This window comes from Arthrobacter sp. zg-Y1116 (assembly GCF_024385485.1).
GTDB lineage: Bacteria > Actinomycetota > Actinomycetes > Actinomycetales > Micrococcaceae > Arthrobacter_B.
This window is the reverse complement of sequence record NZ_JANFLR010000002.1, coordinates 1-25,662: the sequence shown is the minus strand read 5'-3', so window position 1 is coordinate 25,662 and position 25,662 is coordinate 1. Positions and strand designations below refer to the sequence as shown.

Sequence of the window (25,662 nt, the reverse complement as noted above, 5' to 3'; positions counted from 1 at the left end):
AGTAAGTCCTTTGGGTGTAGCGGTTAATAAGTAGTGTCTTCATATTCGGCCAGGTTTTCCAGCCCGGGCAGGTGCGGTGCAATCTGTGGAAGTTCGTCGAGGCTGCCCAAACCAAGCCGTTCCAGAAAGTACGGCGTAGTACGGTACAGCAGCGAACCGGTTTCCGGTTCGGTGCCGGCGTCGACGATCAATCCACGCTGAACCAGCGTGCGGACCACCGAATCGACGTTTACTCCCCGGATCGCGGAGACCCGGGCCCGGGAGACGGGCTGCCGATAGGCAATCACCGCCAATGTTTCCAGTGCGGCCTGCGACAGCCGTGCACTCTGGCCTTCCAGTACAAACTTCGACACAACGGGCGCATAGTCAGCGCGGGAAAAAATCCGCCATCCGCCTGCTACGTCGCGGAGTTCAAAACCACGCGGTGCGCCCTCGGGTCCATCCCCAGTATAACCGTCATACTCCCGCTGCAGTTCCGTGAGGGCCGCGAGCACTTCCGGCTCCGGCACACCGATCACCGAGGCAAGCACCTCGGGGGCTGCGGGTTCGTCCACCACCATCAGCACCGCCTCCACGGCGGCCTTCACTCCCCCGGGAAATGCTGCAATGTCTTCGCGGCCGTCATCCCCGCTGCTTTTCCCGGGACCAAAACCAGGTTCCGCCGTCATGACCGGTCCCCTTCCAGGGCTGTGTGTTGGATTGCTGCGCCATTGGATCCGATGTTTTCGCCGGCGCGCTCATTGCCATCTTCATCTCCCCCGGCGGCAACCGCGCCTGCCGGATCCGCGCCTCCGGTCCATGTGACGAGCAACTCGCCCAGCGGGGCAGGCTGTTCAAAGCTGACGGCTCCGTCACGGAACATTTCCAGCAGCGCGAGGAACCGGGCCACCGCCACCGGGCCGTCGGCGTCGGACACCAGGGCCCCGAAAGTGGCCGCGCCGTCGGCAGCGAGCCGTTCCGCGAGGATCAGGGCCTGCTCCCGGACGCTGGTCTTTGGTGCGTGCAGGTGTTCAAGCCCCACGGTCGGAGGCAGCTCGTCGCGCGGCTGCAGGGCACGGACGGCAAGGTCCGCGAACTGCTGCGGCGTGGTCCGCCAGACCAGCTCGGGAAGCATCGCCGCGAAGTGCGGATCCAGGGAGACCTGCCGCGGGAAACGCCGTGCCTCGTCCATCAGCCGGTCCCCCAACAGGGCGGCCATCTCGCGGAACGCCTTGTACTGCAGCAGCCGGGCGAACAGCAGGTCACGGGCCTCGAGCAGCGCGACGTCTTCCTCGTCCTCCACGTCGCCGGCCGGAAGCAGGCGCGCAGCCTTGAGGTCCAGGAGGGTGGCGGCGATAACCAGGAATTCGCTGGCCTCATCCAGTGCCACCTCGGGACCGGTGCCGAAGAGCTCCCGGATGTAGCCCAGGAACTCGTCGGTGACGGCAGCGAGGGCGATTTCGGTGATGTCCAGCTCGTGCTTGGAAATCAGTCCCAGCAGGACATCGAAGGGCCCGGTGAAGTTTGCCAGACGGACTTCGAAGCCGGCACGGGAAGCCGGATCCTGCGGTGCCGGCTCCGTGGCGTCCGGCCCCGCCAGGCGGGCGGGCGCCGGCTTAGGGCGCGCCGCCGCGGGCAATCAGTTCCTTGGCGAGACGGCGGTAGGAGTCGGCGCCCGGGTGGTTGCCGGCGTACGAGGTGATCGGTTCGGCCGCCACAGTGGCGTCAGCGAACTTGATGGTCCGCTTGATGACCGTTTCGAAGACCTTGTCCCCGAAGGCTTCCACGAGGCGGGAAATCACTTCACGGCTGTGCAGGGTGCGGGCGTCGTACATAGTAGCCAGGACGCCGTCCACCTGCAGGCTGGGGTTGAGCCGGTCCTGGACCTTCTCGATGGTCTCCACCAGCAGGGCCACCGCACGCAGGGCGAAGAACTCGCAGATCAGCGGGATGATCACGCCGTGCGCGGCAGTCAGGGCGTTGACGGTCAGCAGGCCCAGGGAAGGCTGGCAGTCGATGAGGATGACGTCGTAGTCATCCGACACCCGGCGCAGGGCGCGTTCGAGCACCTGCTCGCGGGCTACCTCGTTCACGAGCTGCACCTCGGCTGCGGAAAGGTCGATATTGGCCGGCAGCAGGTGGATGTTCTCGATGGAGGTTTCATGGATCGCCTCGCGGATATCCACCTTCCGGTCCATCAGCACGTTGTAGACGGTGAGGTCCAGTTCGTGCGGGTTGGCTCCCATCCCTGCGGACAGGGCGCCCTGCGGGTCAAAGTCCACCAGCAGAACACGGCGGCCGGCTTCCGCCAGGGCGGCGCCGAGGTTGATGGTGGAGGTGGTCTTGCCGACCCCGCCCTTCTGGTTCACCATCGCAATGATCCGGGCAGGACCATGGGACGTGAGGACGGGAGGCTCGGGGAATACCGTCAGGGGACGTCCGGTTGGACCCATCACCGTTTCGGCTCCGGTTGCGTCCTGCAGAGTTGATGAACCCTGTTCGCTGCTCACGTATAAATCCACGCTTCCGTATCTAGCTTTGCTGCGGGCTGTCTTTGTCAAGGTTACAGCCGCGCCACGGCCATCCCGCGAATCAGGGCCGTGATGACCGGCGAGCCTTGACGCTCAAGTAGAACTCGAACCTTGAAGGCGGACCGCAGCATGCAGATGCATGTCGTGCCAGCCGTCGGCATGCCTGAGGGCGCTGCGCCTGGTTCCTTCCAGCGCGAAGCCGGTTTTCCCGGCAACGCCGCAGGAGCCCTGGTTGTGCACCGAGTGGGACAGCTGGAGGCGCATGAGGCCGGCCGAGCCGAACGCCCAGCGCTTCAGCCCATCCACGGCCCGGGATGCCACGGCTTTTCCCCGATCCCCCGGCAGCACCCAATAGCCGAGTTCCGCGTCGCCTTCGTACAGATTGACGCGGCTGAGGGCCACGCGCCCAACCACGTTCCGATCACTGGTGCAGACGGCCCAGTTGGCCCCGGATTCTTCCTGCCACCGGGTACCCCAGCGGCGGATCCACTCGAGCGCTTCGGCTTCGGTTGCCATCGTCCGCCGGCTGAAGTGGCAGATATCCGGCTCGCGGTACGCCTTCACCACCACGGCGGCGTCGTCGTCCCGCCAGGGCCGCAGCACCAGGCCGTCCGCGTCGAGGCTCGGCTGCACCTGGCCGCTCAATGTCCCGCGCTGCAGATAGGGGCCAAGGGCTGTCATCGTAAGACCACCGTTTCGTAGAGCGGGCATCGAGGACCATTATGCACGCAGGCGGATTCCCCTCCAGCTGCCGGCAGCACGGACGCAGAAACGCGCCCCGCCCCGGAGTCTTCCGGGGCGGGGCGCGTTGTGAGGTACTGCCGGTGGTGGCGTCGGCGCCTTAGTGCCGCGGATCGCCGGCGGTGCCGGAGACCGCGGAAGTGCCGGCGGGGCCGGGAACCGATGCGGCGAGTTCGGCGGATTCCGCCGTCTGCCGCGGCTCGTCCGTGCCGGCGTCGACGTTCATGCTCGCCTCGTCGAAGGGCAGTTCGCGGTTCAGGACCGCCTTGACCTGCTCCTTGTCGATTTCCTTGGTCCAGGTGCCGATGAGCACGGTGGCGACGGCGTTGCCGGTGAAGTTGGTCAGGGCGCGGGCCTCGGACATAAAGCGGTCGATGCCGACGATCAGGCCTACGCCGTCGATCAGGTCGGGGCGGTGGGACTGCAGGCCGCCGGCCAGGGTGGCCAGGCCGGCGCCGGTGACGCCGGCAGCGCCCTTGGAGGCAATGATCATGAAGACCAGCAGGGAGATCTGCTCGCCCAGTTCCAGCGGCTTGCCCATGGCCGAGGCCACGAACAGTGCGGCCATGGTCAGGTAGATGGCGGTTCCGTCGAGGTTGAAGGAATACCCGGTCGGCACCGTAACACCGACCACGGGCTTGGAAATGCCCAGGTGTTCCATCTTGGCGATCAGGCGCGGCAGGGCCACCTCGGAGGAGGAGGTGGAGAAGATCAGCAGGTATTCACGGCCCAGGTAGCGCATGAGCTTGAAGATGCTGAACCCGGTGACCAGCTTCAGCAGTCCGCCCAGGATGACCACGATGAAGAGGATGCAGGTGATGTAGAAGGCAATCATCAGGGTTGCCATGCTCACGATCGCCTGGATGCCGGTCTCGCCGACGACGGCGGCGATGGCACCGAACGCGCCGATGGGTGCCAGCCACATGATCATCATCAGGATCCGGAAGACCAGGGCCTGGATGTAGCCGATGCCCTTGAGCACGGGGGCGCCGGCAGCGCCCATCTTCTGCAGGGCGAAGCCTACGAGCAGGGCAACGAAGAGGGTCTGCAGGATGGACTCGCCGGTGAGGGAGGCCAGCAGCGTGGTGGGGATGATGCTGAGGAGGAAACCGGTCATGCCGTCCCCTTCCTCGGGTGCCGCGGGGGCTGCGCCGGAGGCGGACTGGATGTCCAGGCCTTCACCGGGGTGGATCAGGTTGCCCACGACCAGGCCGATGGCCAGGGCGAAGGTCGACATGATGATGAAGTAGCCCAGCGCGAGGCCGCCGACCTTGCCGACGGTGGCAGCTTTGGCGATTGATCCGATGCCTAGGACAATGGTGCAGAAGATGACCGGAGCGATCATCATCTTGATGAGGTTAATGAACCCTGTTCCGAGCGGCTTCAGGGATTTCGCGAACTCCGGCGCCATGAGGCCGATAACGGCACCGAGCACAACCGCCGCAATGACGGCAATGTAGAGGAAATGGGTTCTGTCCGGTTTCCGGCTCTTCTGTGAACCGGCATACGGATTGGCGGCAGCTGCCATGGCGGTACTCCTTGTGCAATTGGTCGGCTTCCATCTTCGTTGGGTGATGTGATCACAGTCACCCTTGTGTTCATACTGTTCCCAGTGGAACCGCTTACACCGTGTAACGACTCGCAACCAAAGGATCGAAAGTGCATCGAGGCAGCCTGGCCGGCCGGTTGTTCCTGGCCCAGCTTGCCTTCATCCTGTGCGTCTCGGGCGGAATCGCCTGGGGCTTGTACCAGCAGGCGGAAGAGAACACCCATGAGGAGACCGGCTTACGGATGCTGGCAGTAGCCGGGACGGCGGCCGCCAGCAGCACGGTCCGCACCGCCGTCGATTCCCCGGACCCCGCGGTCCTTCAGGGTTACGCACGTGAGGTGATGGAGCGCGTGGGCGTGGATTTCCTGACCATCATGGATACCGACCGGACGCGGTTCACCCATCGGAACCCGGACCAGATCGGCAAGCCGTACATCGGATCCATCGACCCGGCCCTGGCCGGGGAGAGCTTCACGGAAACCTACACGGGTACGCTCGGACCCTCGGTGCGCGCCGTCACCCCGGTGTACGACGAGGCCGGCAATGTCACCGCGCTCGTCGCCGCCGGCATCACGGTGGACCGGGTGGCCATTGCCCGGGATGCGCGTCTGCCGGAGCTGTTCGCCATCGATGCAGCCGCGCTCGCTGCCGGAGCCGCGGGGTCATTCCTGCTCAGCCGGTATCTGCGCCGGGCCACCCACGGCCTCGGCCCCGCGGAGCTGACGCACATGTATGCCTTCTACGACTCGGCGCTGCACTCGGTGCGTGAGGGGCTGCTGCTGCTCAACGACCGGGGACAGCTGGTGCTCCACAACGACGAAGCCGCCGTCCTGCTGGGGCTGCCGCCGACAGATGCGTCCGTGCGGAGCCGGGAACTGCCGGACCTCCCCGGACCGCTGGCCTCCCTGCTGCGCTCCGGCCGGGACGCGCGGGAGGAAATCCACCTCACCGGCGAGCGCATCCTGGTGGTCAACCAGTCCGCAGCCGTGTCCGCAGGGCCCCACGGCAGGCGGTTCGGCACGGTGACTACGCTGCGGGACCATACCGACGTCGAATCCCTTACCGGCGAGCTGGCCTCCATGCGGACCCTCGCTGATGCCCTGAGCGCCCAGGCCCACGAGCACGCCAACCGCGTGCACACCCTGGCGTCCCTGATCGAGCTGGGGCGCAGCGACGAAGCCCTGCGGTTTGCCACCGCCGATCTGGAACAGTCGCAGCAGCTCAATGACGAAGTGCTGGCCGTGGTGGAGGAACCGGCGGTAACCGCCCTGCTGATGGGCAAGGCGGCACAGGCCCGCGAGCGCGGCATCGAGCTGGACATCGAGGTGGGTCCGGACACGGGACGCTTCAGCGGGGCCGGGTTGGAACCGGTGGAACTGGTGACCATCATCGGCAACCTGCTGGACAACGCCTTCGACGCGGCAAAGGACTCCGTGCGCCTGTACCTGGGCAGCGGCGACGGCCAGCTGCTGATCGAGGTGCAGGACGACGGTCCGGGCGTGGATCCCCGGATAATCGAACAGATATTCGAACAGGGGTTCAGCACGAAGGAGCTGCCGCAGGGACGGGTGCTGACCGGCCGGGGAATCGGGCTCGCACTGGTCCGCCAGGCCGTGACGCGCCTGAACGGAAGCATCCAGGTGCTGGGCGGCCCGGGGGCCTGCTTCAGCGTGGAACTCCCCCTGCCGGCTTCGGCCTCTGCTCAGGTCCCGCTGGCCGGGGCAGCATCGTGACCCGGCACTCCCCCGACGTCGGCGTGCTGGTGGTGGAGGACGAGGAAATCCCCGCAGAGGCCCACGCAGAGTATGTCCGGCGGGCGCCGGGATTCCGGCTGGCCGGCATCGCACGCACCGGTGCCGAAGCCCTGGAAGCGCTCAAGGCAGCCGAATCGGCGCCGCCCGGCAGCGAAGCGGAGATCGGCCTGGTGCTGTTGGACATGAACCTGCCTGACCTGCACGGGCTGGACCTGCTGCGCCGGATCCGCGGGGCGGGACTGCCCGTGGACGTCATCGCCATCACCGCGGTCCGGGACCTGGCGGTGGTGCGCAGCGCCATGTCCGGCGGCATTGTCCAGTACCTCATCAAGCCGTTTACGTATTCGGCGTTCAGCGCCAAGCTCACCGCCTACGCCGAGTACCGGCGCCGGATGACCGAGCAGGCCGCCTCCACCACGCAAAGCGAGGTGGACAGCGCCTTTGCCGCGCTCCGTCCAGCCGTGACGGGGCAGCTGCCGAAGGGCCTGTCCGCGGAGACGCTGGAGTCCGTGGCGGATCTGCTCAAGGGTGCCCGGGCACCGCTCTCCGCCACCGAGGCGGCCGAGTCGCTGGCGATGTCCCGGATCACCACCCGCCGCTACCTGGAGTATCTGGCGGACCAGCGATCGGTGCTGCGCTCGCCGAGGTACGGCACCCGGGGCCGGCCGGAGCTGGAGTACAGCTGGCGCCGGTGAGGCGCTCAGCCCCGGCCCCGGGCTCCTAGCGAACCGGCCGCAGCACCGCGGTCAGGGCCTCCAGTACGCCGGGATCCTCGATGGTGGAGGGCACCGTGTGCGGAACGCCGTCGGCAATCTGGCGCATGGTCTTGCGCAGCACCTTCCCGGACCGGGTCTTGGGCAGGGCGTCCACCACGTACACGTCCTTGAAATCGGCCACCGGGCCGATCTGCGAGCGCACCCGTTCAATCAGTTCCGCGCGCAGCACGTCGGCGTCGATCTCCGTTCCCGCCTTCAGCACCACGTAGCCGGACGGGCGCTGGCCCTTCACGGGGTCCGCAATGCCGATCACGGCCGCTTCGGCGACGGCCGGATGGGAGCCCACCGCCTGCTCCATGGCGCCGGTGGACAGCCGGTGGCCGGAGACGTTGATGACGTCGTCGGTACGCCCCATCACGAACACATAGCCGTCCTCGTCCACGTAGCCCGAGTCCCCGGTGGCGTAGTAGCCGTCGAAAACCTCCAGGTACGCGGCACGGTAGCGTTCGTCGCTGCCCCAGAGGGTCTGCAGGGTTCCCGGCGGGAGCGGCAGCTCCAGGGCGATGTTGCCCTCCGTCCCCGCCGGTACCCGCTTCCCGTCCGGCCCGAGCACGCGCACGGCAAACCCGGGAACCGGAACGGTGGGCGACCCGGCCTTGACCGGCAGCTCCTCCAGTCCCACGGGGTTGGCGCAGATGGCCCAGCCGGTTTCGGTCTGCCACCAGTGGTCGATCACCGGCACCCCGAGCGCGGCCTCCGCCCATTCCAGCGTGGCCGGGTCCAGGCGCTCGCCGGCGGCAAAGAGGTGCCGCAGCCGGGAGAGATCGTGGCGGCCCGGTTCGACGGCGTCGGGGTCGGCCTTCCGGATGGCCCGCAGCGCGGTGGGCGCGGTGAACAGGACGTCGACGCCGTGCTCCGCAGCCACCCGCCAGAACGCACCGGCGTCCGGGGTGCCCACCGGCTTGCCCTCGTACAGCACGGTCGTGGCCCCGGCGATCAACGGACCGTAGACGATGTAGGAGTGGCCCACCACCCAGCCGACGTCCGAGGCGGTCCACATCACCTGCCCCGGCCCCACTCCGTAGATGTTTGCCATGGACCAGGCCATGGCCACGGCGTGGGAGCCGTTGTCCCGCACCACCCCCTTGGGCGAGCCCGTGGTGCCGGAGGTGTAGAGGATGTACAGCGGATCGGCGGCGGCCACGGGGACCGGACCGGCGGGCACGGCGTCGGCGGCGAGCGTATTCCAGTCATGCCAGGCCGCCCCGCCGGTGCCGTCAAACTCCTCGCGGGTGGCCGTGAAGCCCGTCCGTTCGGCCACGACGACGGCGGCCACCTGGTGGGTAGCGGTTTCCAGGGCCTCGGCGACGGCCGGCAGGTATTCAACCGCGCGCTTGGGTTCGAGTCCACCGCTGGCCGTCACTATGACCGTGGGGCCGGCGTCGTCGATCCGGGCAGCGAGCTCCCGCGGGGCGAATCCGCCGAACACCACGGAGTGGACCGCGCCCAGCCGGGCGGTGGCCAGCATGGCGATCACGGCTTCGGGGATCATCGGCAGGTAGATGATCACGCGGTCGCCGGGGCCGACGCCGAGTCCGCGCAGCACGCCGGCGAAGCGTTCCACCTCGGCGAGCAACTGGCTGTAGGTATAGGTGCGGCTGGTGCCCAGCATCGCGGAGTCGTAGATCAGCGCCGCGGTGTCTCCGCGGCCGGCCGCCACATGGCGGTCCAGGGCGTTGAAGGAGGTGTTGAGCTCCGCCTCCGGATACCAGGAGTACAGCGGCGCCTTGGTGTCCTCGAGGGCGCGGGACGGCGGCTTGTCCCAGTCCACCAGGGCGGCGGCGCCCAGCCAGAAGCCTTCCGGATCGGTACTGCTGCGGGCATACGCCCGTTCATAGGCTCCGGTGCTCTGCGCGTCCATGAATCCTCCTTGATTCCAGTGGGACCCGCCATGCTAACTGATGCTCTGCGGGCCGCACAGGGGCGATTGTGTATACAGCGAGGCCTCCCGGGTGCCTTCTGTGGCACCACAGTACGCATATGAGCCAGCTCATGTATACACTGACGGGTAACGTGACGCAGTTATCAGTCGTGAGGAGGCGCACCATGCGGGCCAGTGACCGCGCGTACGCCGCCCTGCGGCAGGACATCGTGGAGTGGAGGCTCCCGCCGGGCACCGTCCTGGGCGAAGTGGAGCAGTCCGCTCGCCTGGGTGTTTCCCGCACTCCCCTGCGTGAAGCACTGAGCCGGCTGACTGCTGACGGCCTGGCCGCCCCGCACAGCGGACGCGGCGTCGTCGTTACCGGCATCTCCCTCGACACCGTCGCCGAGCTCTTTGAACTGCGCCAGGCGCTGGAATGCAAAAGTGCGGCCCTTGCGGCCGTGCGCGGGCAGGCAGCGGTCTTTGAAGATCTGCAGTCCCGCTTCCGCTCGGCCGGCAGCCTCATCAGCACCTTGGACCGGCAGAACCGCGGCGGCTACTACGAGCTGGTGGCCGAACTCGACGCCGCCATCGACGCCGCCGCCGCCAATTCCTACCTCACGCAGGCCCTGGGCAACGTCCGGCTGCACCTGGCCCGGGTACGGCGCCTGGCCAAGGACAACCCCGAACGGCTGCTGGAAACCGCCGGCGAACACGCCACCATCGCCGCTGCCGTAGCCACCGGCGACCCGGACCTGGCGAGCGCCTCGGTATCGGTCCACCTGCACAAAAGCCTTGAACACCTTCGATCCGCCCGGATCACCACCCCCGAGATAAGGACAATCCCTTGAACCTGAACAAAGTACGCGTCTACCGCAGCGACGAAAAGCTGGCCCGCGAAGACCAGCTGGCCTACAAGATCGCCAAGGTTGCCGCCGATCCCGTCGAGGTCACCGACGACGTCACGGACATGGTCATCAACCGCATCATCGACAACGCCTCCGTGGCCGTCGCATCCCTGAACCGCGGTCCGATTGTCGCCGCCCGCGCCCAGGCGCTGTCCTTCTCCCCCTCCGCCCACGGCAAGGGCGCCTCCGTGTTCGGCGTGCTCGCCAAGACCTCCCCCGAATGGGCGGCCTGGGCCAACGGCGTGGCCGTGCGCGAACTGGACTACCACGACACCTTCCTGGCCGCCGAGTACTCGCATCCCGGAGACAACATCCCGCCCGTCCTCGCCGTCGCACAGCACACCGGCGCCTCGGGCCGGGACCTGATCCGCGGCATCGCCACCGGCTACGAAATCCAGGTCAACCTGGCCAAGGCCATCTGCCTGCACAAGCACAAGATCGACCACGTGGCCCACCTCGGCCCGTCCGCAGCCGCCGGCATCGGCACCCTGCTGGGGCTCGACGTCGACACCATCTTCCAGGCCGTCGGCCAGGCCCTGCACACCACCACCGCCACCCGCCAGTCCCGCAAGGGCGAGATCTCCACCTGGAAGGCCCACGCTCCGGCGTTCGCCGGCAAGATGGCCGTCGAGGCCGTGGACCGGGCAATGCGCGGCCAGACCTCCCCCACCCCCATCTACGAGGGTGAAGACGGCGTCATTGCCTGGCTGCTGGACGGCCCCGACGCCGCCTACGAAGTGCCGCTGCCCGAAGACGGCGAAGCCAAGCGGGCCATCCTGGACACCTACACCAAGGAACACTCCGCCGAGTACCAGGCCCAGGCCTGGATCGACCTGGCCCGCAAGATCCACGCCGAGCACCCCGAGGCTGCGGACGCGGCCAACGTGGAAAGCGTCCTGATCGCCACCTCGCACCACACCCACTACGTGATCGGCTCCGGCGCCAACGATCCGCAGAAGTACGATCCCACCGCCTCGCGCGAAACCCTGGACCACTCGATCCCGTACATCTTCACCGTCGCCCTGCAGGACGGCGCCTGGCACCACGTGGACTCCTACTCCCCCGAACGCGCCGGCCGGCCGGACACCGTTGAGCTGTGGCACAAGGTCACCACCGTGGAGGATCCGGAATGGACCCGCCGCTACCACTCGCTGGACATCAGCGAAAAGGCCTTCGGCGGCAAGGTGACCATCGTGCTGACCGACGGCACCGTCATCACCGACGAGATCGCCGTCGCCGATGCCCACCCGCTCGGCGCCAAGCCGTTCACCCGCGAGCAGTACATCAACAAGTTCCGCACCCTGGCCGAAGGCCTGGTCTCCGCCGAGGAAATCGACCGCTTCCTCACCACCGTCCAGCGCCTGCCCGAACTGGCCGCCGGCCAGCTGGACCAGCTGAACATCACCGCTGCCGAGGGCGTCATTGACCCCGCGGCCGCACCGAAGGGACTCTTCTAAATGCTGTACTCCTCCGTAACCCCCGAGGCCAAGCGGATTGCCTTCCGCGAAGGGCTGGCCTCCGGCACCCTGCAGCAGTTCCCGGGAGCCTTCAACCCGCTCTCGGCACGCCTGATCGAGGAAAAAGGGTTCGACGGCGTCTACATCTCCGGCGCCGTCCTGGCCAATGACCTGGGCCTGCCGGACATCGGCCTGACCACGCTCACCGAGGTGGCCACCCGCGCCGGACAGATTGCCCGGATGACGAACCTCCCGGCCATCGTGGACGCAGACACCGGCTTCGGCGAACCGATGAACGTGGCCCGCACCATCCAGGAACTCGAAAACGCCGGCCTGGCCGGCTGCCACATCGAGGACCAGTTCAACCCCAAGCGGTGCGGGCACCTGGACGGCAAGAACGTGGTGGACACCGACACCGCGGTCAAGCGCATCCGCGCAGCAGCCGATGCGCGCCGGGATCCGAACTTCCTGATCATGGCCCGCACCGATATCCGCGCCGTGGACGGCCTGGAAGCGGCGCAGGACCGTGCCCGCGCCCTGGTCGACGCCGGAGCGGACGCCATCTTCCCGGAGGCGATGAAGTCCCTGGAGGAGTTCGCGGCCATCCGTGCCGCCGTCGACGTGCCGATCCTGGCGAACATGACCGAGTTCGGCAAGAGCGACCTGTTCACTTACGACGAGCTGGCCTCGGCAGGCGTGAACATGGTGATCTACCCGGTCACCCTGCTGCGCAGCGCCATGGGCGCCGCCGAACGCACGCTGGAGACCATCAAGGCGCACGGCACCCAGCAGGCCGATGTTCCCAATATGCTCACGCGTGCGCGTTTGTATGAACTGGTGGATTATGAGGCGTACAACCAGTTCGATACGTCCGTTTTCAACTTCCAGGTTCCGGGCACCCGCTAGGACCCGCCACGCATTTTCCCTGCACGACGAAGGAGTCAGCACCAATGACAGACACCCAGATCCACAAGGGCCTGGCGGGGGTACTCGTAGACACCACCCGCGTTTCCAAGGTCAACCCGGAAACCAATTCCCTGCTGTACCGCGGCTATCCCGTCCAGGAACTCGCCGCCCGGTGCAGTTTCGAAGAGGTGGCCTATCTGCTGTGGAACGGCGAGCTTCCCACCGAGGCACAGCTGGCCGAATTCACCAAAGGGGAACGCAGCCAGCGCGCCCTCACCCCCGAACTGAAGGCCGTCATTGACGCGCTGCCCGTGACCTGCCACCCGATGGACGTCTGCCGTACCGCAGCGTCCGTGCTGGGCGCGTCCCACGAGCAGGCCGGGGATTCCTCCGTCCAGGCCAACATGGACAAGGCCGTGAGCCTCTTCGCGGGGATGCCCGCCGTCGTCGCCTATGACCAGCGCCGCCGCCGCGGCGAGGACGTCGTGGAACCGCGCGACGACCTGGACTACTCCGCGAACTTCCTCTGGATGACCTTCGGCGAGGAAGCAGCCCCCGAGGTGGTGGAAGCCTTCAACGTTTCGATGATCCTGTACGCGGAGCACTCCTTCAACGCGTCCACCTTCACCGCCCGCGTCATCACCTCCACGCTTTCGGACCTGCACTCGGCCGTAACCGGTGCCATCGGCGCACTCAAGGGCCCGCTGCACGGCGGCGCCAACGAAGCAGTCATGCACACGTTCGCGGAGATCACCGAGAGCGCTGCCGACGGCGACGTCGCGGCCCACGCGGCTGCCTGGCTGGACGAGGCGCTGGCGGAGAAGAAGAAGATCATGGGCTTCGGCCACCGGGTCTACAAGAACGGCGACTCCCGGGTGCCGACCATGAAGGCCGCCCTGGACAACATGGTCAAGTACTACGACCGTCCGGACATGGGCGACCTGTACACGGCACTGGAATCGGCCATGGGTGAGCGCAAGAACATCATGCCGAACCTGGACTACCCGGCCGGCCCGGTCTACCACCTGATGGGCTTCGACACCCTCACGTTCACACCGCTGTTCGTGGCCGCACGGATCACCGGGTGGACGGCGCACATCATGGAGCAGCTCGAAGCCAACTCCCTGATCCGCCCGCTGAGCGAATACAACGGGGCCGAGGAGCGGCACCTGCCGTAGGGTTTAGGCCCTTCCGGGGCCCCGGGTCCCCGGGTCCCCGGGTCCCGTCGGGGCACCACCGGGGGCCCCGGAACGGCGGCAACGAAATTCCCCGCTCGCAGAGCTCGCGGAGAATATTAAAGCCGCCTTATCCGGGGTCCCCTGTGGCCGCATCGGGCGCCTCACCAGGGGTCACGTTGCCTCCCCGGTGCCTCCCGAACGCCGCCGCATCCCTGGGCCCGGTGCCATCTCCGAGTCCGAGCCCCTCCAGACCCCGCTTTTTCGCGACGGTGTTATGTCGTTGCCTAGGAAAAGACGACACTCGAAACGTTGACGTTGTCGTCCGCGATGGTGATGACGGCGTTGAAATATTCGCCGGCCAGAAGGCGGGGCATCCAGTGGGCCGAATCCGGCCACATCTTGGCGTAGGGCATTTCCCCGGCCGGATACCAGGCCGGAAGGATCTCGTCTGTCTCCCCCGGTTCGCCGTCCCAGCGGTGTGCCCGGAAGAGCACGGTGGACATGTCCAGGCCGGGCTGTGCGGGAAAGATCCACTCGATGGTGCCGGCCCGTGCCAGATCATTCTCCGCGACTATGACGCCGGACTCTTCCTCCACCTCACGCACGGCGGCCTGCTCCGGGGTTTCCCCGGCTTCGATATGACCGCCCAGCGTGACGACCCGGCCGAGGCCGAAACCGGTCTTTTTCAATCCCATCAGCACCTGACGGCCGTGGGGCGTCTCCCGGAACAGGAAACACAGGACCACCGGCGAGGCACGGAACTCCACTACAGTGCCCGCGGGTGGGCTGCGGCGTAGACCTCGCGCAGTGTTTCCGCCGTCACCAGCGTGTAGACCTGTGTGGTGGTCACCGAGGCATGGCCGAGCAGCTCCTGGACCACGCGGACATCCGCACCGCCTTCGAGCAGGTGCGTGGCGAACGAATGCCGCAGGGTGTGCGGCGAAACATCCCGGCCGATATCGGCCTTCTCGGCGGCGTTCTTCAGGATGGTCCAGGCGCTTTGCCGGGACAGCCGTCCGCCGCGGGCGTTCAGGAACAGGGCAGGCGTGCCCTTGCCCTTGGCCGAGGCCGCCGGGCGTCCGCGCACCAGGTACTCGTCCAGGGCACGGGCAGCATAGGAACCGAGCGGAACCAGCCGTTCCTTGGACCCCTTGCCGAACAGCCGCACGACATCCGGGCCCTTGGCCGGGATACGCTCCAGCGACAGGTCATCGACATCCAGGCCCACGGCCTCGCTGATGCGCGCTCCGGTGGAGTACAGGAACTCCAGCAGGGCACGGTCCCGCAGCCCGGAGGGCGTATCAAGGCTGACAGCCTCCAGGATGCGCGTGACCTCGTTGACGCTGATCGCTTTGGGCAGGCGCTTGCCCGGCATGGGCGGATGTACGTCCGACGCCGGATCGGCGGCGGTCATGCCTTCGAGCGCCCAGAACCGGTGCAGTCCGCGCACCGCCACGATGGTGCGGGCGGCAGAACGGACGCTCAGTGCGGAGGCACCGTCGGAGCCTTCGGAAATCGACTGGGCAAACGCTGTCACGTCGTGGCGGGAGATCCGGGAAATATCCTCCACGCCCCGGGCGCTCAGGAAGCGGGCGTACCGCAGCAGGTCCCGGCGGTAGGCATCGAGGGTATTGACCGCCAGACCGCGTTCAACAGCCATGTGCTGCAGATAGCTGCCGATGGCCCGGCCGGCCGGTGTGGAGCGCAGTTCCTCGGCCGCCGAAATCATCGTTGCGGCCCGGGAGCGTGCCTGGGTGGCAGGCTTGGGTGCGGGTTTCGCTGCGGGCCTCCGGGCGGGCGCCGGGTTTGGTTCGGCCTCGGTCCCGGGCTCCGCTGCCGCCGGGTTCCGGGGCAGCGGCTGCATGGAACCGGTCCGGTCCAGCTCGGCCAGGTCTGCGTCCCGCAGCCTGCGTGCCTCTTCCGATTCAAGGTCCAGCTTGAGGGTGGGGTTCAGGGATCCGTGCAGGCGAATGGCAACGGTGTCGTTATTCGTAGAGCTGGCATCAGCATCAGCGCCGGGCATTGTGGTTCCTAGCGCACGGGGCCGTTGGCCCAGGAGGAGTGCTGCGAGTGGTGTTCGGGCCACGGGGCGTCGGCGGGGCGCAGGTCGCGGTACCCGTTGCCGCGGGCGACGGCGGCGGCCAGGACGGCGGCCACCGCGGATGGGCTGTGCATGCGTCCCTGCAGGGCTGCCTGCACGGCCTCATCCAAATCCACCCATGCGGTAGTGATTTCGGCTTCCTCGTGGGTCCTGGTGTGCCGCTGCGCCTCCGGCACCTCGGAGATACCGCGGGCCAGATAGATGCGCAGGGCTTCCCGGGAGGAACCGGGTGAGAGGAACAGGTCCGTGAGGACCTGCCATTCGGAGGCTTCCAGGTCTGCTTCCTCGGCCAGTTCGCGTGCGGCGCCGACCTGGAAGTCTTCACCGTCCACGTCCAACAGCCCGGCCGGGATTTCCCACAGGGTCATCCGCACCGGGTGCCGGTACTGGTTGATCAGCAGCACCTGCCCGGCGTCGTTCATGGCAAGGATGGCCACCGCGCCCGGGTGGGCGATGTAGTCACGGACCAGGGGTTCGCCGTCGTCGGTCAGGAGGAATTTCTCCTTGACCACGTCCCACACCGGACCGCTGTAAACCGTTTCCGATTCCAGCAGCGGGCGCGGGCTTTGTTCGTCGGCGAACCCCGGTGCCATGGCTAGGCCTTGCCGCTCTGGTGGGCCAGGGCAGCCTTGACGAGTCCGGCGAACAGCGGGTGCGGACGCGTCGGACGGGAGCTGAGCTCCGGGTGTGCCTGAGTGGACACGTAGTACGGGTGCACGTCTGCCGGAAGCTCTACGAACTCCACCAGGCCGCCGTCGGTGGTGGTTCCGGAGAACACCAGGCCGGCGTCGGCAATCTGGTCGCGGTACTGGTTGTTGACCTCGTAGCGGTGGCGGTGGCGCTCGGCCACCTCCGTCTTGCCGTAGGTCTTGGCAACCACGGATTCCGGTTCCAGCTTCGCGTCCCACAGGCCCAGGCGCATGGTGCCGCCCATGTCGCCGCCGCCGGCAACAATGTCCTTCTGCTCGGCCATGGTGGCGATCACCGGGTACTGGGTATCCGGTTCGAACTCGGAGGAGGAAGCGCCTTCCAGGCCGACCACGTTGCGGGCGTATTCAATGACCATGCACTGCAGGCCAAGGCACAGGCCCAGCGTCGGAAGCTTGTTCTCCCGGGCGTAGGTCAGGGCGCCGAGCTTGCCCTCGAGGCCGCGGATGCCGAAGCCGCCGGGAACGCAGATGGCGTCCGCGCCGGCCAGGGCCTTGGCTGCACCTTCGGGGGTGTCGCAGTCATCCGAGGGTACCCAGCGGATATTGACCTTGGCCTTGTTGGCGAAGCCGCCGGCACGCAGTGCTTCGGTAACCGACAGGTAGGCGTCCGGCAGGTCCACGTACTTGCCCACGAGGGCAATGTCCACGTGGTGCTTCGGGTTGTGCACGGATTCAAGCAGGCGGTCCCACTTGGTCCAGTTGACGTCCTTGAACTTCAGGTCCAGATGCTGGACGATGTACGCGTCCAGGCCCTGGGAGTGGAGGGTCTTGGGGATGTCGTAGATGCTCGGGGCATCCGGGCAGCCGATGACGGCATCAACATCGACGTCGCACATGCGGCCGATCTTGTTGCGCATGGCATCGGGCACCGGGCGGTCGGAACGGATGACAATCGCGTCCGGCTGGATGCCGATGGACCGCAGGGCGGCCACGGAGTGCTGGGTCGGCTTGGTCTTCAGTTCCTGCGACGGGCCGATGTACGGCACGAGGGAAACATGCAGGAAGAAGACGTTGCTGCGGCCGATGTCCTGGCGGACCTGGCGGGCCGCTTCCAGGAACGGCTGGGACTCGATGTCGCCTACCGTGCCGCCGATTTCGGTGATGATGACGTCGGGGGTCTTCTTCGCCTCGGAGGGCAGGCGCATCCGGCGCTTGATCTCGTCGGTGATGTGAGGAATGACCTGGACCGTGTCGCCGAGGTATTCGCCGCGGCGCTCCTTGGCGATGACCGTCGAGTACACCTGGCCGGTGGTTACGTTGGCGGAGCCGTCGAGGCTCTCGTCAAGGAACCGCTCGTAGTGTCCGATGTCGAGGTCGGTCTCGGCACCGTCGTCGGTCACGAAGACTTCGCCGTGCTGGAAGGGGTTCATTGTGCCCGGATCCACATTCAAATACGGATCGAGCTTCTGCATGGTCACCGCTATGCCGCGCGACCTCAACAGATGGCCGAGACTTGACGCTGTCAGTCCCTTGCCAAGTGAGGACGCCACGCCACCGGTGACGAAGATGTGTTTGGTCGTAGAAGACGACTTGGGAAACCTGGAATTTGATCGCTGCACCACGGAGTTCGAGCCTATCACCTTTTGTCGTTTCGGGTTTGACCTGTGTCTGGATTCCTGCGGGACGTCACTGAAGATGTCCCGCCGAATCCAACAGTTCCTCGGCGTGGGCACGGGCCGACGCCGAATCTTCCTGCCCGGCTAGCATCCGGGCGAGTTCCTTGATCCGCTCCTCCTGGCCCAGCACCCGGACGTCGCTGGCGGTGACGCCCGAACCGTCGTCGGTTGCCGTGGAGGTCTTGATCACGCGGATGTGATGATCGGCGAACGCGGCCACCTGCGGAAGGTGGGTCACGACGATCACCTGCACGTGCTTCGCCAGCATGGCCAGCCGGCGGCCGATTTCGACCGCTGCCTTGCCGCCGACGCCTGCATCCACTTCGTCGAAGATGAAGGTGGGGACCGGGTCCACCGCGGCCAGGACCACTTCGATCGCCAGCATTACGCGGGAGAGTTCACCGCCCGAGGCACCCTTCCCCAGCGGGCGGGCCGGGGCACCGGGATGCGGTGCGAGCAGGAAGGATATGCTGTCGGCACCGTGCGGTCCCGGCTCCCCCGTGGGTTCCACCTCGATGACCAGGTTGGCGTCCTTCATCGCCAGCGCCGTGAGCTCGTCACTGACCCGCTGGGCGAGTTCCGCGGCCGCCTCGGTCCGCAGTTTGGTCAGGGCCGCACCGCGGGTTGCCAGGCGTTCGCCCAGGGCACCGATCTCCGCCTCTAGGGCTTCGATCCGGGAATCGTCGGAGCTGAGTTCGGCGAGGCGTTTGGCGCTTTCGCCGCTCCACTCCAGGACCCCGTCGATCGAGGGGGCGTATTTGCGGACCAGTCCTGCCAGTTCCGCCCGGCGGGACTCCACCTCGGCCAGCCGTTCCGGTCCCTCGGAGTCCAGTGAAGCCCCGTAGCTGGCAAGCTCGGTGGCGATGTCGGCCAGGATATAGCCCACCTCGGCCAGGCGCTGCCCGGAAGCAGCCAGGGCCGGATCGTGCTCCCCTGCCGATTCCAGCTGCCGCTTGGCGGCGTCCACCAGCGACGTGGCGTCGCCGCCGTCGGCAAAATCGTCGGCGATCAGGGCCGCGTGGGCGCTCACCGCGGCGGTGCGCAGTTCCTCGAGGTTGCTCAGGCGCATGGCCTCCGCCTTGAGGGAATCGTCCTCCCCCGGCTGCGGATCCACCGCTTCGATTTCCTCCAGCGCGGCGGTCAGGTATTCGGCTTCGCGCAGCCGGTCCCGGGCCTGGTCCCGCAGTTCCGCGAGTTCCTTTGCCGCGGTCCGCCAGCGGGCGTAGTCCTCGCGGTAGGTGCCGAGTTCGGCGGCAAGCGGGGAACCGGCGTACTTGTCCAGCGCCTCGCGCTGGGCTGCCGCGCTCTTCAGGCGCAGCTGGTCGGTCTGTCCGTGGACCACCACCAGGTGCTCTCCGACTTCCGCCAGCACGCCCACCGGAGCCGACCGTCCGCCCACATGTGCACGGCTGCGGCCGTCGGCGTTGACGGTACGGACCAGCGTAAGTTCGGCGGCGCCGTCGTACTCTTCGAGTTCGGCTCCCGCCTCGGCTGCGCGGACGGCCGCAGGGCTCTGCGGATCCACGTGCACGAGCGCCTCGGCGACGGCGGACTTGGCACCAATGCGCACGGCACCGGCGTCGGAACGCGCGCCCAGGAGCAGTCCCAGCGCGGTGATGACCATGGTCTTGCCGGCGCCGGTCTCACCGGTCACCACCGTAAAGCCCGGGCCTAGGTCCAGGGTGGCGTCGGTGATAACACCGAGGTCCCGGATCCGGATTTCCTCAATCATTCGACAATGCCTCCGCTGTCCGAAACTGCTGCGTCCCTGGCCGCCGGCCGGTCGTGTGCTGCGCCGCCGTCGGCAGGGTTCCCGCGAGGATCCGCCTGGCCTGCTGCAGGGCTGAGCTGGGTCCCGGCGGCGGGGACCGGTGCAGGTCCCCGCCATCCGTGGGTAGGCAGCTGGAACTTACGGACCAACCGCTCCGAGAACGGGGTGAGATGCGTGCGTGCCAGACGGACGGGCGTCTTGGACCGGGTCACTTCCACGCGTGCTCCCGGCGGCAGATCGACGCTGCGCCGGCCGTCGCACCAGAGCACTCCGGCAGCGTCGGTACGGGTCAGGATCTCCACTGCCAGCACGGACGCCGGCGAAACCACCAGCGGCTTGGCGAACAGGGCGTGTGCGCTGATGGGTGCCAGCAGCAGGGCTTCGACCTCGGGCCAGACCACGGGGCCACCGGCGGAGAAGGCGTAGGCGGTGGAGCCGGTGGGCGTGGCCAGCACGACACCGTCGCATCCGAAGGAACTGATGGGGCGGGCGTCCACTTCAATGACCACTTCGAGCATGCGCTGGCGGTCGGCCTTTTCCACTGCAGCCTCGTTCAGCGCCCACGTCCGGGCGATGAGTTCTCCGCCGAACCAGACCTTAACGTCAATGGTCATGCGTTCTTCAACCGTGTAGGCCCGCTCCACGACCCAGTGGACGGTCTGGGCGAGGTCCGCACGCTCGCTTTCGGCCAGGAAGCCTACGTGTCCGAGGTTGACGCCCAGCAGGGGCACGCTGGTTCCGCGTACCAGTTCGGCGGCACGCAGGATGGTCCCGTCGCCTCCGAGCACCATGCCCAGGTCCACGTCGTCCAGTGCAACATCCTCGTCGAGGATTTCCGTGGGGGCGGTGAGCACTCCGTATTCGGCCTGGATGTCTTCAAGGTCGCTGCGCCGCATCACCGGAACGAGTCCGGAGGAATGAAGCTGGGTGCAGGCTTCCTGGGCAGCGGTCATGGCGGCCCGCCGTCCGGTATGGGCCAAAACCAGTATGCGTCTGCTCATGTCCCTCTTCGTCCTCTTCGTCCTACGGGTGAATGCCTGCGGCATGCCCATCCGTCAGTCTTCTACGGCGGGCTTCCGCTCCGCAAACCCGGCAAACGCCGTATCTACCAGTTCGGCGGCCGCAGCGGCCGGCGACGGGCCGGCGCCTTGTGGACTTCCCGCGGTTTGGTCAGCTGTGGAGGCGGAGTGCTGCCGGGGCACCTGCAGCCACATAAAGAACTCCACGTTGCCGTTCTGGCCGGGAAGCGGGCTCGGTGCAATGCCCGCGATTTCCAACCCCGCACCGAGCGCAGCCGCCGCTACGGACGTTACGGCCGAGCGGTGCTGGAGCGGATCGGTGACTACTCCCGTCCGGTCCAGCCTCTCACGCCCCACCTCGAACTGGGGTTTCACCATCAGCAGCAGGCTTCCCCCGGGGCGGGTGGCGGCCGCCAACGGTCCAACGACCATCGTCAGGGAGATGAACGACAGATCCGCCACCGTGAGGTCTACGGTTCCCCCGATGTCCGCCGGATCGAGGTAGCGGACATTCATGCCCTCGTAGACACTGACCCGGGGATCCTGCCGAAGCGGTTCCACCAGCTGTCCGTGCCCGACGTCGACGGCGGCCACGTGTGCGGCGCCGGAGCGAAGCAGGACGTCGGTGAAGCCTCCGGTGGAGGCACCGGCATCCAGGCAGCGCAGTCCGTGCGGCTGCACGGCAGGGAAGGCGGCAAGGGCGCCGGCCAGCTTGTGCCCTGCGCGGCTGACGTAGTCCGGCAGACCGTCGTCGAGCACTACAAGGCGTTCGCCGGCATCCACCGCTGCAGACGGTTTGACGGCAGGCTTCCCGGCGCGCAGCACCCGCCCTGCGGCAATCAGCTTGGCCGCCTGGGTCCGGGAGCGGGCGAGTCCCCGGGTGACGAGTTCCTGGTCGAGCCTGGGCATGCCTAGCCTGCTGTCCCGAGGTGTGCGCCGGGCGCCGGCGGCGCCGCCGGGGGTTCGGTGTTCAGCTCGGTGAGCAGGGCGTCGTGCAGCTCCCGGTAGACCGCCGCGTGGCCGGCCACGGGCTGGGCACCCAGCGGATCGAGGGCGTCAAGAACGGAATCGACGGCGTCGTCGTCCGTGGAGACCGGTGTCTGCGGCCATGGCTTTGACGGCTGGGATTCAGGCATCGGTCTTCCTCCTGCTGTTGCATGCTGGATGCATTTTGAATGCGTAAATGATGAACGGAACTTCTCTTGGAAGCCTAGCCGCGTGCGGTGACAGTCCAGCGGATCTCGGGTGCCCGGGCGGATTCCAGCTCCGGGAAGGCGGCCCACCAGGCGGCACAGCCGGCGCGCCAGCTGTCCAGGTCGGAGGAGTCGCCTGTAATCACCAAAGCGGTGTCCTCCACCCAGGCGGCAGCAGCGCCGCAGCGGTACTGCCCGCCCTCGAGGACGGGTGCTGGATACGGTTTAAACAGCGCCTCGAGGTTCTCAATGAGGTACACCGGCCGCTCCGGCATTCGTGCGGCCAGCGCCGTCAGCGGGGTGTCGACGCCGGTGAGTACCAGCGCCGTATCAAAACCGGCGTTGGTGCCGCCCAGGATGTCCGTGTCCAGCCGGTCCCCCACCACCAGCGGGCGGTGAACGTCCAGGTGGCGGGCCGCCGTCGTAAACAGCGGAGCTTCAGGCTTGCCGGCAACGAAAGGAACGCGACCCGTGGCGGCACCGACGGCGGCCACCAGTGTCCCGTTGCCGGGCGCAATGCCGCGGGCCTGCGGGATGGAGAGATCCGTGTTCGTGGCCACCCAGACAGCTCCGCGTCCAACGGCGAAGGCTGCCTCGGCCAGGTCGGCCCACCCCAAGGAGGGATCGAACCCCTGGATCACGGCGTCGGGAGCGTCATCGGCTGAGGCAACGCGCACCATGCCCACAGCGTCGACAGCCGCGGCCAGGGTCGCGCTGCCGGTGACCAGGACCCTGGATCCCGGTGCAACCTTGGTTGCCAGGAGCTCCGCACCTGCCTGCGCGGACCCGAACACATTTTCCGCAGTAGCGGGTGCTCCGAGTTCGCGCAGGTGGGCGGCAACGGTTTCCGAGGAGCGCGATGCGTTGTTGGTGATGTAGGCAAGCTGGACCGATTCATCGGCCAGCCTGCCGAGGGCCTCCACGGCCCCCGGAATCGCGTGCGGTCCGGCGTAGACCACGCCGTCCAGATCGGAAAAGACCGCGTCGTAACCGGAGACCAGTGAAGGATTAGCCATCAGTGCGCTGCTGCTCCGTCTCGTCGGCGTCTTCACGAGGGGTTTCCTCGTCCTCATCGTCGTCGTAATCGAAGTCCGAGACTACGACTTCCACGGCCTCGCCGTCGTCATTAACGTCGCTGTCCTCGGTGAGCAGGTTTTCCTGCTCGTCGCTGGGCAGCGCGTCGATGTCGTCGGACGGGTCGAGGTTGTCCTTCGGGGCTTCTTCGGCCGGTGCGAAGTAGGCACCGGAGCGGTCCTCGCGGGCCTCGGGACGGCGCTTGGGACGTTCTTCTTCCTCAGGTACCAGGTCGAAGATTTCCGGCTCTGCAAAGTCGCCGAAGCCCAGGGCTTCGTCAGCCCGCAAGGCCTGCTTCTGCCACTTCTGTGCTTCTTCGTTGCGGCCTGCAACCTCCAGGGCGTCCGCGTAGGCACGGAACAGCCGGGGGCTGTAGGAGAAGGCCCGGTTGCGGTCCAGCTGCGGGATCTCCAGTGCGGCAACAGCTGCGTCGAACTGGCCCATGTCCATGCGGGCACCCGAGACGACGATGGCGAGGTCTACCTGGCCGGCGGCGTCCAGGTCCTTGGCGTCGTCGGACCGGGCCATGTCCAATGCCTTTTCCGGGTGGCCCAGACCGCGTTCGCAGTCGGCCATCATCGGCAGGTAGGTATTGGAGCCGCTGATCCGGCGGTAGGTGCGGAACTCGCGCAGGGCTTCACCGAAGTGCTCGGCTGCATAGGCGGTCAGGCCGACAGCTTCGCGGACCACTGCCATGCGTCCGCCGCGTCGGCTGGCGGCCAGTGCATGCTGGAAAGCCAGTTCAGGCTCGTCGTCGATCAAGCGACCGGCCATCACCAGGTGCTTGGCGACCCACTCGCTGTTTACTTCCTCCAGGTTGCGCAGCTGGGCGCGGGTGACCTTGTCCAGCTCCTGCCCTGTAACGTCCTCATCGATTTCCGGTGAGCGTTCACGGTCAGGCCGGTTGGCGCTGCGCAGGTCCTTGGCGTTACGGGGACGGGGTGCTGCCGGGGCGTCATCACGGCGGAACGACGGACGGTCGGAACCGTGTGAGGGGCGGTCGCCGAAAGGCTTCCGCTCACCGTCGCGGGGCGGACGGGAATCACGCTGGGGACGATCATCGCGCGAGAACGGCTTGCGGTCGCCGCGGTCGCCGAAGGACTTACGCTCGCCATCACGCGGCGGACGGGAATCACGGGAGAACGGCTTACGCTCACCGTCACGGGGCGGACGACGGTCATCGCCTCCGAATGACGGCTTACGGTCGCCGCGGTCGCCGAACGGCTTACGCTCAGCGGACGGACCACGATCACCAAAGGACTTACGCTCACCGTCACGCGGCGGACGGCTGTCACGCTGCGGACGATCGCCGCGGTCAGCGAAAGGCTTCCGCTCACCGTCGCGGGGCGGACGGCTGTCACGCTGGGGACGATCATCGCGCGAGAACGGCTTGCGGTCGCCGCGGTCGCCGAAGGACTTACGCTCGCCATCACGCGGCGGACGGGAATCACGGGAGAACGGCTTACGCTCACCGTCACGGGGCGGACGACGGTCATCGCCTCCGAATGACGGCTTACGGTCGCCGAAAGGCTTCCGCTCACCGTCACGGGGCGGACGGCTGTCACGCTGCGGACGATCATCACGCGAGAACGGCTTACGGTCCCCACGATCACCAAAGGACTTACGCTCACCATCACGCGGCGGACGACGGTCATCACTCCCCCGGCTGGCACGCTCATTCCGGTCAGAACGATCGCTGAAGGGGGTCCGGCCTTCGGTGTCACGGGCAGGACGGCGATCGTCGCCGCCGAACGACGGCTTGCGGTCGCTGCGGTCGCCGAAGGGCTTACGCTCACCGCTGCGCTCAGAGAACGGCTTACGCTCACCGTCGCGTGCGGGACGGCGGTCATCGCCGCTTCGTGCGGGACGATCACCGAAGGACGGCTTGCGATCCTTCGAATACGGCTTGCCGGCTGCTCCGCGGTCGCCGAAAGACTTGCGTTCGCCGTCGCGTGCGGGACGGCCGCCGAAGGACGGCTTGCGATCTTCAAAGCGCTTGGGCGCGTTACGGTCATTCGTGGCGGGACGGCCGCGGTCATCGCGTCGGTCTGACGAGCTGCTGTTGCGGGCTGCGTCGCTGCCCCGCTGATCCCTGTTATCTTGCTCTGACATGCTGCTGAGTTCCTCTCGTCGTGAGCCGACCAACGGAATTACTGCAGTCGCTCGTCACTATGTACCTGTAATGAAGATGTAAAAGTTATGGGAGGCCATCATGCCTCTGGGTAATTCTAGTCCAGTGTGCTGCCTGGCGCCGATTCCGCCGGCCTCATTGAAGCCCCGTTGGACAGTGAGTCTCGACACCCGCGGGCCCCGGGCATCCACGGTCCAGGTACGGAGCACGACGCCGGCGCCGCCGCTTTCGGCCTACCGGACAGTTTCCGCGGGTTAAAGAGGAAGAGCCCGTACCAGCACTGGTACAGGCTCGACCTGTATTCAAATATTGTCCGGCGGTGACCTACTCTCCCACATCCTCCCGGATGCAGTACCATCGGCGCTGTGGGTCTTAGCTTCCGGGTTCGGAATGGGACCGGGCGTTTC

Annotated in this window: 22 protein-coding genes and 1 rRNA gene; 6 read left to right on the top strand and 17 right to left on the bottom strand. The window is 67.2% G+C overall.

The features are described 5' to 3' along the window. Positions 1-23: 23 nt before the first annotated feature. From scpB to NNX34_RS06785, 5 genes are all read right to left on the bottom strand, one after another. Positions 24-668, bottom strand: a complete 645-nt coding sequence (gene scpB, locus NNX34_RS06805) for an SMC-Scp complex subunit ScpB (protein ID WP_255765775.1) — start codon at positions 666-668, stop codon at positions 24-26. Next, positions 665-1,618, bottom strand: coding sequence for a ScpA family protein (locus NNX34_RS06800; protein ID WP_370647242.1), 954 nt, complete (start codon positions 1,616-1,618; stop codon positions 665-667). The genes scpB and NNX34_RS06800 overlap by 4 nt, the downstream gene beginning before the upstream one ends. Continuing rightward, positions 1,596-2,489: a ParA family protein gene (locus NNX34_RS06795; protein ID WP_227922680.1), complete on the bottom strand. Its 894-nt coding sequence runs from the start codon at positions 2,487-2,489 to the stop codon at positions 1,596-1,598. Before NNX34_RS06795 ends, NNX34_RS06800 begins: the two co-directional genes overlap by 23 nt. 114 nt (positions 2,490-2,603) lie before the next feature. Then, entirely contained in the window at positions 2,604-3,191 is a 588-nt protein-coding gene (locus tag NNX34_RS06790; protein WP_255765774.1) for a GNAT family N-acetyltransferase, read from the bottom strand. Positions 3,192-3,351: 160 nt separating this feature from the next. Continuing rightward, entirely contained in the window at positions 3,352-4,779 is a 1,428-nt protein-coding gene (locus NNX34_RS06785; RefSeq protein ID WP_255765773.1) for a cation:dicarboxylate symporter family transporter, read from the bottom strand. Positions 4,780-4,910: 131 nt separating this feature from the next. Here NNX34_RS06785 and NNX34_RS06780 point away from each other — a divergent pair, with 131 nt between their 5' ends. Both NNX34_RS06780 and NNX34_RS06775 read left to right on the top strand, forming a co-directional pair. Further along, complete coding sequence (locus NNX34_RS06780; protein ID WP_255765772.1) at positions 4,911-6,533, top strand: sensor histidine kinase; 1,623 nt, start codon at positions 4,911-4,913, stop codon at positions 6,531-6,533. Next, a complete protein-coding gene (locus tag NNX34_RS06775) occupies positions 6,530-7,249 on the top strand; it encodes a response regulator (protein WP_255765771.1) in 720 nt (239 codons plus the stop codon). Before NNX34_RS06780 ends, NNX34_RS06775 begins: the two co-directional genes overlap by 4 nt. A 25-nt stretch (positions 7,250-7,274) precedes the next feature. Here NNX34_RS06775 and NNX34_RS06770 read toward each other — a convergent pair whose 3' ends face one another. Next, positions 7,275-9,191 carry an AMP-binding protein gene (locus NNX34_RS06770; RefSeq protein WP_255765770.1) on the bottom strand — a complete coding sequence of 639 codons (1,917 nt, stop codon included), beginning with the start codon at positions 9,189-9,191 and terminating at the stop codon, positions 7,275-7,277. 185 nt (positions 9,192-9,376) lie between these two features. Between NNX34_RS06770 and NNX34_RS06765 the strand changes: the two genes are divergently transcribed. The 4 genes from NNX34_RS06765 to NNX34_RS06750 are packed head-to-tail and all read left to right on the top strand — an operon-like array spanning position 9,377 to position 13,640. After that, positions 9,377-10,042: a GntR family transcriptional regulator gene (locus NNX34_RS06765; RefSeq protein ID WP_255765769.1), complete on the top strand. Its 666-nt coding sequence runs from the start codon at positions 9,377-9,379 to the stop codon at positions 10,040-10,042. Continuing rightward, positions 10,039-11,556 carry an MmgE/PrpD family protein gene (locus NNX34_RS06760; protein WP_255765768.1) on the top strand — a complete coding sequence of 506 codons (1,518 nt, stop codon included), beginning with the start codon at positions 10,039-10,041 and terminating at the stop codon, positions 11,554-11,556. Before NNX34_RS06765 ends, NNX34_RS06760 begins: the two co-directional genes overlap by 4 nt. After that, positions 11,557-12,462 carry a methylisocitrate lyase gene (gene prpB, locus NNX34_RS06755; protein WP_227933236.1) on the top strand — a complete coding sequence of 302 codons (906 nt, stop codon included), beginning with the start codon at positions 11,557-11,559 and terminating at the stop codon, positions 12,460-12,462. Positions 12,463-12,506: 44 nt separating this feature from the next. Continuing rightward, positions 12,507-13,640, top strand: coding sequence for a bifunctional 2-methylcitrate synthase/citrate synthase (locus tag NNX34_RS06750; RefSeq protein ID WP_255765767.1), 1,134 nt, complete (start codon positions 12,507-12,509; stop codon positions 13,638-13,640). A gap of 284 nt (positions 13,641-13,924) precedes the next feature. Here the strand turns inward: NNX34_RS06750 and NNX34_RS06745 are convergent, their stop codons facing one another. The 11 genes from NNX34_RS06745 to rrf all read right to left on the bottom strand — a co-directional run. After that, positions 13,925-14,407: an 8-oxo-dGTP diphosphatase gene (locus tag NNX34_RS06745; protein ID WP_255765766.1), complete on the bottom strand. Its 483-nt coding sequence runs from the start codon at positions 14,405-14,407 to the stop codon at positions 13,925-13,927. Next, positions 14,407-15,369: a site-specific tyrosine recombinase XerD gene (gene xerD / locus NNX34_RS06740; protein ID WP_227922815.1), complete on the bottom strand. Its 963-nt coding sequence runs from the start codon at positions 15,367-15,369 to the stop codon at positions 14,407-14,409. Before xerD ends, NNX34_RS06745 begins: the two co-directional genes overlap by 1 nt. Before the next feature lie 302 nt (positions 15,370-15,671). Next, positions 15,672-16,334 carry an NUDIX hydrolase gene (locus tag NNX34_RS06735; protein ID WP_227922710.1) on the bottom strand — a complete coding sequence of 221 codons (663 nt, stop codon included), beginning with the start codon at positions 16,332-16,334 and terminating at the stop codon, positions 15,672-15,674. A 2-nt stretch (positions 16,335-16,336) separates the two neighbouring features. Then, positions 16,337-18,031 (bottom strand): CTP synthase, encoded by a 1,695-nt coding sequence (locus NNX34_RS06730; protein WP_308036363.1) that lies wholly within the window; start codon positions 18,029-18,031, stop codon positions 16,337-16,339. A 46-nt stretch (positions 18,032-18,077) separates the two neighbouring features. Further along, entirely contained in the window at positions 18,078-19,799 is a 1,722-nt protein-coding gene (recN, locus tag NNX34_RS06725; RefSeq protein ID WP_255765765.1) for a DNA repair protein RecN, read from the bottom strand. Further along, positions 19,796-20,839: an NAD kinase gene (locus tag NNX34_RS06720; RefSeq protein WP_255765764.1), complete on the bottom strand. Its 1,044-nt coding sequence runs from the start codon at positions 20,837-20,839 to the stop codon at positions 19,796-19,798. Before NNX34_RS06720 ends, recN begins: the two co-directional genes overlap by 4 nt. A gap of 54 nt (positions 20,840-20,893) precedes the next feature. Then, positions 20,894-21,766 (bottom strand): TlyA family RNA methyltransferase, encoded by an 873-nt coding sequence (locus NNX34_RS06715; RefSeq protein ID WP_255765763.1) that lies wholly within the window; start codon positions 21,764-21,766, stop codon positions 20,894-20,896. A gap of 2 nt (positions 21,767-21,768) precedes the next feature. Next, on the bottom strand, positions 21,769-21,993 hold the full coding sequence (locus tag NNX34_RS06710) for a hypothetical protein (RefSeq protein WP_255765762.1): 225 nt from the start codon (positions 21,991-21,993) through the stop codon (positions 21,769-21,771). Positions 21,994-22,067: 74 nt separating this feature from the next. Further along, positions 22,068-23,066: an HAD-IIA family hydrolase gene (locus tag NNX34_RS06705; RefSeq protein WP_255765761.1), complete on the bottom strand. Its 999-nt coding sequence runs from the start codon at positions 23,064-23,066 to the stop codon at positions 22,068-22,070. Next, complete coding sequence (locus NNX34_RS06700) at positions 23,059-25,236, bottom strand: hypothetical protein (protein ID WP_255765760.1); 2,178 nt, start codon at positions 25,234-25,236, stop codon at positions 23,059-23,061. Before NNX34_RS06700 ends, NNX34_RS06705 begins: the two co-directional genes overlap by 8 nt. A gap of 330 nt (positions 25,237-25,566) precedes the next feature. Then, positions 25,567-25,662, bottom strand: a 5S ribosomal RNA gene (gene rrf, locus NNX34_RS06695); the annotation flags it as partial.